Origin of the sequence: Nocardia sp. NPDC005366 (genome assembly GCF_040606855.1) — a bacterium.
GTDB lineage: Bacteria > Actinomycetota > Actinomycetes > Mycobacteriales > Mycobacteriaceae > Nocardia.
The window spans coordinates 1-13127 of sequence record NZ_JBEXFQ010000071.1 but is presented as its reverse complement, the minus strand read 5'-3'; the positions used below and the strand labels follow the sequence as shown (position 1 = coordinate 13127).

1 protein-coding gene is annotated in these 13127 nt (G+C 68.1%); it reads right to left on the bottom strand.

Going from position 1 to position 13127, the window contains the following annotated elements:
• Nucleotides 1–13116 (bottom strand): amino acid adenylation domain-containing protein (locus tag ABZS43_RS35970; RefSeq protein WP_355040479.1); only part of this gene is annotated, 13116 nt, incomplete at its 3' end.
• Nucleotides 13117–13127 lie beyond the last annotated feature (11 nt).

Here is a 13127-nt window from a genome sequence, read left to right as displayed (position 1 = left end):
CACACCCACCACATCCCCCGGACCCACACCCCACGACACCAACAACCGCGCCAACCGCGACGACCACCCATCCAACTCCCCGAACAACACCACCCGCGAACCCGAAACCACCGCAACCGCGTCGGCATCGCGTACACACAACACATCAGCCAACACCCGCGGCGCGACACCCACACCACCCGACGCGGGAACCAGATCACGACGTTCCCGCGCCGAGAGCAGATCGACCTCGCCGATCAGCGCCGTGGGATCGGCCGTGACAGCGCGCAGCACGGTTTCCAGACGGGCGGCGAGACCCGCTGCCATCGCGTCATCGATGGACGCGCGCTGATAGCGAATCCGCAGATGCAACTCGTCGACCAGGTGTGCTTGAACGGTGATCGGATAGTGGGCGGCGTCGGTTCCCTCCGCGGCGACCACCCGCATTCCGTCGATATCGACCTCGCCCAGACCGCTGCTGTCGACCGGGTACGACTCGAAGACGACGAGAGTGTCGAACAGCGCGGCCTCGCCCGTGGCCGACATGATCTGTGAGAGTTCGACATAGTGGTGATCGAGCAGGCGGGTGTTGTCCGCTTGCAGGCGCGTGAGCGAATCCTCGATCGTCCGGTCCCTGAGCACCCGCACCGCGACCGGAACCGTATTGATGAACAGACCGATCATGGACTCGACACCCGGCAGGTCCGCGGGACGCCCGGACACTGTGCTCCCGAACACCACCCGCTCGACGCCGAGCAGATTCCCGAGTACCACCGACCACGCGAACTGCACGATCGTCGCCATCGTCACCGAGCGTGACCTGGCGAATTCCTCCAGTTCGGTCGTCGCGCCGCGATCGAGGACGACCTCGAGATCGACGGGGACGTCCGCGATCGCGGCGGCGGACCCGTGGGAGACCAGAGTCGGCTCGTCGATATCGCCGAGCATCTCGCGCCAGACGTCCAGGCTCGCCGACAATTCGCGCCGGTCCAGCCAGGCCAGGTAGTCGCGGTAACTCGCCGCGGCAGGCAGAAGTTCCTGCCGTGCGTCGACCGCGTACAGACCGATCAATTCTCGCCACAGCAGAGGCAACGACCAGCCGTCCAGCAGGAGATGGTGCGCTGTCAGCACCAGGCGGAAGTCCATCGGCCCCGCGGCGACGGTCAGCAACCGGAGCAACGGCGGGTGCGCCGGATCGAAGGCGTGCGTCCGTTCCTCCGCGATGAGCGCCTCCGGATCCGTCGAGACTCCCGCAGCGTCGACCCTGGCACAGCAGATCGCCCTGGCGGCCGGAATGATCTGCGCGGCGATACCTTCCGCCGTTCGCGTGAATACCGCGCGCAGGTTCGGATAGCGCTCGAGCAGGGCATACATGGCGCGCTCGAGCCGGTCCTGGTCCAGGGTGCCCGCGATGGTGAGTACCGATTGCGCCGTGTAGACGTCGACACCACCCGCCGCGAAGTCCGCGTGGAACAGCAGGCCCGCCTGCAACGGCGCGGGCGGCCACACATCGGTCAGCGGTCCGTACCTGTCGGCGAACGCGTCCAGATCGGACTGCGTCACGTCGACGAGCGGAACGTCCGCCGGGGACAATCCCCAGTCGCCGTCCACCTCGGCCGCGGTGGCGATGGCGGTCAGCGCGGCGACCCATTCGCCGGCGAGTTCGACCACCTCGTCATGGTCGAGCAGGCGCGAGGCGTAGCCGACATACGCCGACAACCGAGGGCCGAATTCGGTCTCCTCGACATGGACGTCGATCGTGACGACCCCGGCCGCGGGCATATCCTGATCGAACGCCGCCCGCCGGTCGAATTCCTCGTCGGCCGGACTCCACGCGTACTCCGACAGCGTCGTCACGTCCACACCGACACGACCGAGATTGTTGAAACTGATCTGCGGCTCGGCCGCCGCCGCGAGACGGTCGGCGGTAGCGGGGTTCAGGTAACGCAGGAGGCCGTAACCGATTCCCTTGTCGGGGATTTCACGCAACTGCTCCTTCACCGATTTCACCGTCGCGCGCGGATCGGTCTCGGCGATTCCGTTCAGGTCGAGCGCGACGGGATAGGCGTTGGTGAACCATCCGACGGTGCGGGACAGATCGGCTCCCTCGGCGATCCGCTCCTCGCGTCCATGCCCTTCCACGAGGACTTTCAGACCCTTGTGCGCGACTCCACGTCGTGCGCGCCACCGCGACACCGCCACGGCGAGACCGGCGAGCAGCGCGTCGTCGACACTGCCGTGCACGGCGTGGGGCACCGTCTGCAGCAGAGCCGAAGTCACCGCCGCCGGAACGGATACCGTCACCTGCTCGACCGTCGCCTGGGTGTCGAGTGCGGGATCGAACGCGGCGCGACCGAGGAGCGGGTCGGCGGCACCGCTCATCCGATCCCACAGCTCGAATTCGTTCGCGCGATCTTTCGCGGCCTCGGTCAGCGCGTGTGCCCACCGGCGCATAGAGGTGCCCTGTGCCTGCAACGATATCCGCTGCCCCCGCGTGAGCTGCTGCCACGCGGTCATGAGGTCCGGCACCAGGATTCGCCACGACACGCCGTCCACCGCCAGGTGGTGGATGACGATCAGAGCGCGGCCGTCGGCATCGACGCCCGGTTCGGGCAGGAGACAGACGACCTGCGCCATCCGGCCGTCGGCCGGATCCAGGCGGTCGGCTGCCTCGGCCGCCGCGGCTTCCAGCACCGCGGTGAAGCCGTCGCCGCCGGGAGCATCCTCCTCACCGAAGCTACGGACCAGCACCGATGCCGCCGCGTCGACGGCACCGGCGGGCAGCACTTCCAGCCGCCCGTCGCGCAGCCTGGCACGCAGCATGTCGTGATGGTCGATCACCGCCTGCACGACGGCTGTCACATCCTCGGCGCGGGCGTCACCGGGCAGCCGCACCAGTACCGACTGGGCGAACCGATCGGCGGCGCCGAGTCGCTCGAGGAACCACGACACGATCGGCGTCGACGGGATTTCGCCGATACCGCCGCCCGGCAGTTCGGCGAGTGCGCGCCCTTCGGCTGCTCCTGCCACCCGCGCCAGCTCCCGCACGGTTTTGCGCTCGAAGATATCTCGTGCCGTCACGAGGACACCCGCGGACTTGAGCCGCGAGGCCAGCTGGATCACCATGATGGAGTCGCCGCCGTGCGCGAAGAAGGAAGTGGTCGCGCCGATCGCGGATATTCCGAGCACCTCCGCGAAGGCGGCGGCGATGGTGTGCTCCAGATCGCCCGAGGTCGCAACGAGACCGACTCCCGCGGTCGCGGATTCCGGCTCAGGCAATGCCTTGCGGTCGACCTTGCCTGTCGAGGCAAGCGGCATATGATCGAGCACGGTGATCGTCGATGGCACCATATGCGCGGGCAGCACGGCCGAGATGCGGGCGCGCAGGTCGACCGGATCGATGACGGTCGCGGTTTCCGCCACGACGTAGGCGGCGAGCGCGGGCTGACCGCCGGGTCCGCTACGGCACACCGTCACCGCGGCGGCCACCGTCGGATAGGCGATGAGCGCGGCATCGATTTCGCCGAGCTCGATGCGCTGACCCCTGATCTTGATCTGGAAATCGGCGCGGCCGATGTATTCCAGCGCGCCGTTGCCGGTCCAGCGCACGATATCGCCGGTCCGATACATACGAGAACCGCGGTCGCCGAACGGGTTCGCGACGAAAGCGCCCGCGGTGGCCGCGGGCCGGTGCAGATACCCGCGTGCCAGCTGCGGGCCCGACAGGTACAACTCCCCCGCCACCCCGACCGGCACCGGACGCAGCCGCGAGTCCAGGACGACCGCCGTCGCCCCCCTGATCGGACCGCCGATGGTGATCGAGTCGGTGGGCAGCATCGGATCGCTGATGGTGATGACGATCGTGGTCTCGGTCGGCCCGTAGATATTGTGCAGCCTGCGTCCGGACGCCCATGGCGCGATGGCGTCGACGCCGACCTTCTCCCCGCCGACCGCGAGCATCCGCACCGATTCGAGACCGGTCGGTGGGATCGTCGCCAGTACACCGGGGGTGAGGAAGGCGTGTGTCACCCGATGCGCCCGTATCAACTCGTCCAGATCGGGGCCGCCGAAGATATCGGGGGGTGAGATCACCAGCGCGGCGGACGCTTGCGATGCCATCAGCGACTCGAGCAGAACCGCGTCGAAGGCGGGCGCCGACACGTGCAGCACCCTGGAATCCTGTTCCACCCGATAGCGATCGCGCTGTTCGGCGGCGAAACCGGCCAGACCCTCGTGCGTGACGACGACACCCTTCGGTGTGCCGGTCGACCCGGAGGTGTAGACCACGTAGGCGGCGTCCTGCACGCGCGGTGCGCGGGTGCGATCGGCATCGGTGACGGCGGTCCCCGGTTGGGCTGCGATCTCGGCGACGGAACCGGGATCGTCGAGCATCAGCCATCGGGTACCGTCCGGCAGCGACGGCCGGGACGCGACGAGCGTGAGACCGATCTCGACGCCGGAATCCCGCACCATGTGTTCGATACGTCGCGCGGGATAACGCAGATCCACCGGCACGAAGGCGGCTCCGGTTTTCGCGATAGCCCACATGCCGATCTGGTAGTCGACCGAGCGTGGCACCGCGAGTGCGACAAAGGCTCCCGGCCCGAGCCCGAGGGTGAGCAGGTGGCGCGCGAGTTGGTTCGCCCGGTGCTCGACTTGACGGTAGGTGAGGGTTTCGGTCGCTCCGATCAGGGCGATCGCGTCGGGGGCCGCCGCGACGGATGCCGCGAGCAGATCGGGGTACAGCCGGGCGGGGCCTGCCGGGCCGCCGTGCGCGGGAACGAGTCGAGCCGACTCCTCCGCGCTCAGCAGGGAGATGTCGCCGACCGCACGAGCCGGGTCGGCGATCACGGCCTCGAGGATCCGAACGAAACGGGCGGCGAGTGATCGCGCGGTCGACGCGGTGAAAATTTCTTCGGCATAGATGATTTCGCCGTCGATACCCGCGTTCCTCGCGCCGTCGATCCGTTCGGTGACCAGGACGGTGAGATCCGTCTTGGCCTGGGCGATACCGGGATCGATGGGTTCGACACCGATATCGGGCAATTCGAAGCCCGCCGCCGCGTGCTGCCACCCCAGCATGACCTGGAACAGCGGAGAGTATGCCGTCGATCGTGGGCGGTCGAGGATTTCGACCAGTCGTTCATAGGGCAGGTCCGCGTGCGCCAGCGCTCGCAGATCGATATCGCGCACTTCCGACAGGAGTTGCGCGAACGACCGGTCATCACGGATGGGCGTACGCAGAACGACGGTGTTGACGAACATGCCGACCAACTCGTCGAGTTCGCGCCTGCCGCGCCCGGCGACGGGTGTGCCGATCGATATGTCGGAACTGTGCGCGGTGCGCGCCAGCAGAATCGCCAGCGCGGCGTGCAGGACGACGAAAACCGTCACGCCCTCGCGATGCGCCACCCGCACCACCTCGTCGTGCAGCCGTGCGGGAATCTCGAATCGCACGCTGCCGCCGACCATCGACATGGTGGCCGGACGTGGCCGATCGGTCGGCAGGTCGAGCAGTTCCGGCGCATCGGCCAGTGTCGCGGACCAGTATTCGATCTGCCGGGCGATCAGCGAGTTCGGGTCGTCCTCCGATCCGAGCGTATCCCGCTGCCACATGGCGTAATCGGCGTACTCGACCGCCAACGGCTCCCACTGCGGCGCGTGGCCCGCCGTCCGTGATACGTACGCGGAGAACACATCCCGGGCCAGCGGGGCCATCGACGCGCCGTCCGCCGCGATGTGGTGTACCACGACAACCAGCACGTGATCCTGCGCGGTCGTGCGGAACAGCCGCACGCGCACCGGCACCGCCTGCGCGACATCGAATCCGGTCCCGACGGTTTCGCCGATCCTGGCCGCCAATTCCGCCTCGCCGGCGACGGTCATCGGGGTGGGCACCAGGTCCGCGCCGATCGTCGACATATCCCGCACCAGCTGGCACGGTTCGCCGTCCACCACCGGGTACACCGTCCGCAACGGCTCGTGCCTGCCGATGACGTCGAGGAAGGCGGCACGGAACGCGTCGATATCCAGTGGTCCGGTCAGCCTGGCGGCGAAGCAGATGTTGTAGGCCGCCGAGGTGGTGTCGAGCTGATTGAGCAACCACATTCGCCGCTGGGCGTTCGCCAGCGGGACGGCCGCCGGCCGCGGCCTGGCGACGAGCGGTGTCGCCGTGGACGACGAACGCGTCGCGAGGAGTTCGGCCAGCCCGGCGATCGTCGGCGCGTCGAAGATGTCACGGATGCCGACGTCGACACCGAGTGCGGCGTGCGCACGCGCCGCCATCCGTGCCGCGGACAGGGAATTGACGCCGATCTCGAACAGATTCGCGGTCACGCTGACCTGTTCGGCACCCGTGAGCTCGACAACGATCCTCGCGAGCGCCGTTTCGCGGTGGGTGCACGGCGCGACGAATTCCTCGCCGTCGTCGAATACCGCCGGCGGCAACGCGGCGCGGTCGAGTTTGCCGTTCGCGCTGAGCGGCATCGACTCCAGTACCTGGACGCCCGCGGGAACCAGATAACCGGGCAACGAGCGCGCGAGCCGGTCGCGGATCTCGCGGCCATCGATCACCGCACCCGGTACGAGCGTCACATATCCGACGATCCGATCGGGCGTCACGACCGCGACGGCACGCGCGACTTCTTCGATGCCGTGCAACGCGGCTTCGATATCACCCGGCTCGACGCGCTGACCGCGCACCTTCACCTGGAAGTCGCCGCGGCCCCGATATTCCAGCGTCCCGGATTCGGTCCACCGGACGAGATCGCCGGTGCGATACAGACGCCCGCCTACCGCGTCGAACGAATCCGCGTCGAACGGATCCGCGACGAACGCGGCGCAGGTGAGGTCGGTGCGACCGTGATATCCGCGCGCCAATTGCACACCGGCGACGTACAGTTCGCCGACGACGCCGATCGGGACCGGCCGCAACCGCGCGTCGAGCACGTAGACGCGCATGCCCGATACCGGCGTACCGATCGGGACCGTCGCGCCCGACCTCGGATCATCGGGCAGCAACCGCGCGGCGGTGACGACCTCGGCCTCCGCCGGGCCGTACCAGTTCACCGTTTCCGCGTGCGTGAACACCCCCGCCGCGGCGTCGGCGATATGCCGCGCGAGCGCCTCGCCCGCGACGAACAGCCGCCGGATCGATGGGAGTGTCGCGGTGCCGACGAATTCGAGGAACACTTCGACCATCGATGGGACGAAATGCACCGTCGTGATCCGGTATTCGGCGATCGTCGCGGCGAGGTAGCCGGGATCACGATGCCCCTCCGGCTCGGCGACAACGATCTGCGCACCGGTCTGCAAGGGCCAGAACAACTCCCAGACGGCGATATCGAAGGTGATCGGGGTCTTGAACAGGACCGCATCGGAGGTGTCGTGCGGCCATTGCCGCTGCGCCCAGGCCAATTGGCTCGCTGTCGCGGCATGGCTCAGAGCGACCCCCTTCGGCGTTCCGGTGGAGCCGGAGGTGAACAGCACATAGGCCGCGTTATCCGCGCGCAGCGGCGCGCGCCGCTCGGCATCGGTGATCGGCGCGCCCGACAGCTCGCGCAGGTCGAGTCCATCGACGTGCACCGTGTCGAACCCGTCCGGCAGACCCGCACCGTCCGCCCCGGTCGTGAGCACCACCAATGGACCCGCGGTTTCGAGCACATGCGCGATCCTGGCGGCCGGATGGCCGGGATCGACCGGCACGAACGCCGCGCCGGCTTTCACCACCGCGTACAACGCCGTGACGAGTGCGGCCGATCGGCCGATCGCTACCGCCACCACCGTTTCCGGCCCCGCGCCGCGGCCGATGAGCCACCTCGCCAGGCGATTGACGCCAGCGTCGAAATCCCGGTAGGTCGCGGTGAGGCCGCCGGGAACACGAATCGCCACGGCGTCAGGGGTCCGCGCGACCTGCGCGTCGAAGGCGTCGACCAGCGTCCCGCCGGGCGCGGCCGATCCCCCGGTGTCGTTCCAACGGTCGAGGACGCGCGAGCGCTCCCGCTCATCGAGCAGCGCCATCGCGCCGACCATCGAGTCGGCGTCGGTCGTCGCTTCATCGAGTAGCCGGATCAGCCGTTCGGTGAAGCGCCGCACCGATTGTTCGTCGAACAGGTCGGTCGAATAGGTCAGCCGCACGGATATGCCGGCCGGCTCGTTCCGCGGTCCGTGTTCCTCTGCCATCATCAGCAGCAGGTCGTAGATCGCGGCGCTATCGCCGGGATCGATGTTCTCGACGGTGAGACCTGGCAGTTCGAGTCGGGTGCGCGCCATGTTCTGGTAGGCGAGCATCACCTGGAACAGCGGCGTATGCGAGGTCGACCGAGCGGGTTTCACCGCGTCGACCACCTGCTCGAACGGCACGGCGGCGTGGTCGAAGGCCTCGAGGGCGGTGTGGCGCACCTGATCGAGCACACTCGCGAACGACTCGTCGAGGCCGACCCGCGTCCGCATCACCAAGGTGTTGACGAACATGCCGACCAGATTGTCCAGCGATCGGTCGCCGCGCCCCGCGTGCGGCACACCGATCGTCACATCGTCGCTGCCGGACAACCGCGACAACAGCACGGCCAGCGCGGTGTGCACCACCATGAATGTCGTCGATCCGGAGCGGCGTGCCAGCGACTGCACGCGCCCCTGCAACTGCGCCGGGATCGTCGCGCGCAGAACCGCACCGCGCTGGGATCTTTCGATCGGTCGCGGCCGGTCGGAAGGCAGCTCCAGCAGATCCGGCACCCCCGCGAGCCGGGTACGCCAGTAGGCGATGTCGCGCGCCACCGACGAATCCGGATCGTCCGCGGAGCCGAGTACATCGAGCTGCCACAGCGCGAAATCGGCGAATTGCACGGCCAGCGGCACCCACTGCGGCGCGTGCCCGTTCGCGCGTGCCCGATACGCTGTCATCACATCGGTGACCAGTGGCGCGACCGAGAAGCCGTCGCAGCTGATGTGATGCACGGCCACCGCGATGGTCCAGTCCCGCTCCGACAATTGATACAGCGCCGCACGCAACGGCACATCATCGGAGACCTCGAACCCAGCGCCGCAGAATTCGGCCAATCGGCCGGGGAGCTCGTCCTCGCCGATCGCGATCGGGGTCAGGTCGTGGCGCGCGATGACATCGGCCGCGTCCAGCACCACCTGCGACGGAACGCCGTCGATCGCGGGATACACGGTGCGCAGACTCTCGTGACGTTCGATGACGTCACCGAACGCCGTGACCAATGCCGCGACATCGAGCTCGCCCTGGAGCCGGATCGCCAGCGGTACGACATATCCGGCCGATTCCGGTTCGAACTGGTTGAGGAACCACATCCTGGTCTGCGCCTGCGACAGCGGTATGCGCGGCGGTCGAGGCCTGCGGGTCGGCGCGGGCAGGTTCGGCACCGAACGCAGATGCGCGATTCGTTCGGCCAGACCCGCGACGGTCGGCGCCTCGAATATCGTCCGCACCGGAATCTCGACATCGACGATATCGCCGATGCGGCTGAGAGCGCGCGTCGCGACGAGTGAGTTGCCGCCCAATTCGAAGAAGCTGTCATCCGCGCCGACCTCGGGCCGGTCGAAGAGTTCGCCGAAGACACCGGCGATGCTCTCCTCGACCAACCCGGACGGTGCGCGATATTCGGATGCGTAGTGGCTCGGATCCGGCGCGGGCAGCGCCCGGTAGTCGATCTTGCCGTTCACCGTCAGCGGGATCGAGTCGATCCTGATGACGACCGAGGGCACCATATAGGCGGGCAGCTTGGACAGCAGCGCGCTGCGGATCCGCCTGGCGTCGAACGACTCTCCGGCCACCGCGTAGGCGATCAGTCGTTGCTGGCCGCCCGCGGTCAGCACCCGGGCGACAGCCGCGTCGACCTGCTCGCAGGCCAGCATGGCCGCTTCGATATCGCCGAGTTCGATCCGCAGACCGCGCACCTTCACCTGCGTGTCGGCGCGGCCGACGTAGTGCAGGGTGCCGTGACCGTCCCTGCGCACCAGGTCACCGGTGCGGTACATACGGGTGCCGCCACCCGGACCGGCGAAGGGGTCGGCGACGAAGGCAGCCGCCGTCGCACCTCGGCGTTCGTGATATCCCCTGGCCAGCTGGGCGCCGCCGAGGTACAGCTCACCCGTCACCCCCGCCGGAACCGGTCGCAGCCGCGAATCCAGCACGTGCGCGGTCACATTGGCCTCGGGGACGCCGATGGGCACGGCGGTGCCGTCGAGCGAATCGATACGGTGTGCGGTGACGCTCACGGCGGCTTCGGTCGGCCCGTACAGATTGTCGATGCGCGCGCCGCTGAGTTCACGGAAACGACGAACCGTTTCGACGGGGAGCGCCTCGCCGATGCAGAGCACCCGGCAGTCGTCGGGAACCGAGTCCGGGCCGGCCGTCTCCAGGAACGCCGCGAGCAATGACGGCACGAAATCTACTGTCGTGACTCGATATTCGGTCATCAGCCGGGCCACGGCCGCGGGGTCGGCGTGCACACCCGGACCCGCGACGACGAGTGCCGCGCCACATGTCAACGCGGAGAACAACTCCCAGACAGACAGGTCGAAGGTGACCGGAGTGCGCAGCAGCAGGACATCATCGCCGCCGAGCCGGTAGTGATCGCGCATCCACCGCAGCTGATTCACCACGGCGGCATGCGGCATCGCGACGCCCTTGGGCACACCCGTCGAACCGGAGGTGTAGATGACGTACGCGAGATCCTGCGGGTACAGCGGCCGAAGCCGGTCGCCATCACCCACCACCGCCGCCGCGTCGGCATCCCCCGTGGTGAGATCCTCCAGCGTCCAGCTCGGTACATCGTCGGGCAGATTCGCCGCGTCGGCCGAGCGGGTGAGAACCGCGTCGGGTCGCGCCGCGGTGAGGACGGCCCGGATCCGCTCGACCGGATGGTCCGGATCCAGCGGCAGGTAGGCCGCGCCTGCCCGGTGAATCGCGTACAACGTCCGCAACAGATCGACGGAACGGTGCATCGCCACCGCCACCACCGACCCGGGGCCGATACCGCGGCCGATCAACAGTCGTGCCAACACGTCGACCTGCGCCCCGAACGCACGGTAGGTGAACCGTTCGCCGCTCTCGGCGTCGATCACCGCCGTATCGTCGGCGGATGCCGCGACCTGCGCGGCGAACAGGTCAGCGATCGTCGACGGCGGATCCTGCGTGGCCGGTCCGGTCGAATGCGCTGTCAGCGCGTCGGTCTCCTCGACGGTCAGCAGATCGATATCACCGACCACCCGACCGGGGTCGGCAACGACGGCGCGCAACAACCGCGCGTAGCGATCGACCATCGTGTGGATCGTCGACTCATCGAAAAGATCGGTGGCATAGCCGAATTCGACCGCCATATCGGCGGGCTCGCCATCCGGTCCCATGGCGTCGACCAGGCTCAGGTGCACATCGTATTTCGCCACGCTCGGGTCGGCCATATGTGCCGAGACCGTCATGCCATCGAAACTCACGGTGGGGATCTCGATGTTCTGGAACGAGAATCCCACCTGTGTCAGCGGCGCGTGGGATGCCGTGCGCGGCGGATTGAGCACCTCGACGAGGCGCTCGAAGGGAATGTCGGCGTTCTCGAACGCGGACAGATCGGCCTCGCGGACTCGATTCATGATTCCGAGGAAGGTCGCGTCCGGCTCGATCTGCGTCCGCAGGACCAGTGTGTTGACGAACATGCCGACCAGGCCGTCGAGTCCTGGTTCGCCGCGGCCCGCGATGGGTGTGCCGACCGCGATATCGCCGGTCCCCGACAGCCGGGCCAACAGCGCGGCGAATGCCGCGTGCATCACCATGAAGACCGTCGCGTCATGCCTGCGCGCCAGCGCGACGACATCGCGATGGAGAGCGGCGGGCAGTGTCGCCGACACCGTCGCACCGCGGAACGACTGTTTCACCGGCCTCGGCCGATCGGTCGGCAGGTCGAGAACCTCGGGCAGGTCGGCGAGGGCGGACAGCCAGTATTCGGTCTGCGCGGCGGTCGGGCTGTCGGGGTCGTTCTCGGCGCCGAGCAACTTCCGTTGCCACAGCGCGTAATCCGCGTACTGCACGGGCAGCGGCTTCCACTGCGGCGCGGATTGCCGCACGCGCGCACGGTAGGCCGTCATCAGGTCGGTGGCCAGCGGTGCGAGCGAGGAACCGTCGATACCGATGTGGTGGACGACCATGACCAGCGTGTGCTCGTCGGGGGCGGTGCGCCACAGGGTGATTCGGCAGGGCACCTCGGCGGTGACATCGAATCCGACGGTCGCCGCCGCGGCGATGGACGCCTCGAGGTCGCTCTCCTCGACGACCACCGGCGCCAGCTCTGGCAGCACCTCGTCGACCGCGAGGACGACCTGGTGCGGTCCGCTGTCGCTGTCCGGGTAGACGGTACGCAACGATTCGTGCCGGTCGAGGATGTCACCGATCGTGGCGCGCATCGCGTCGATATCGAGTTCGCCCGACATGCGGACGACGATCGGTACGTTGTAGACGGCCGAGGTCGGGTCGAAACGGTTGAAGAACCACATGCGCGCCTGCGCGGGCGACAACGGGATCCGGTCCGGACGTTCCTGCGGTTCGAGCGGTTCCCGCGCCGGAGCGGCCACGGTGCGCAGATGACGCGCCAGATCCGCGATCGTCGGCGCCTCGAAGATCGCGCGCAGCGCGACCTCGGCACTGAACGCGGCGCCCAGCCGCGCGGCCAGTCTGGTGGCCGTCAACGAGTTGCCGCCGAGTTCGAAGAAGCTGTCGAGTATCCCGACGCGTTCGACGCCGAGGACTTCGGCGCAGATCTGCGCCACCATCCGCTCGGCGGTATCGCGCGGTGCGACGTATTCGGTCGCGGTAGCGAAAACCGCTGCGGGCAACGCCGAACGGTCGATCTTGCCGACAGAGGTCAGCGGCATCTCGTCGAGCACCGTCACCGCGTCCGGAACCATATGCGACGGTAGGCGTTTGCCCGCATAGCTCAGCAGTTCCGCGGTGTCGACGGCACCGTCGACGGGCAGCACGTAGGCCGCGAGCCTGGTTCCGCCCTCGGTCGCGACTCCAACGGCGATCGCGGTGGCGACCGTGGGGTGTGTGGTGAGGACGGATTCGATCTCCCCCAACTCCACCCGCTGACCACGCACCTTCACCTGGAAATCAGCTCGCCCCACATACTCCAACA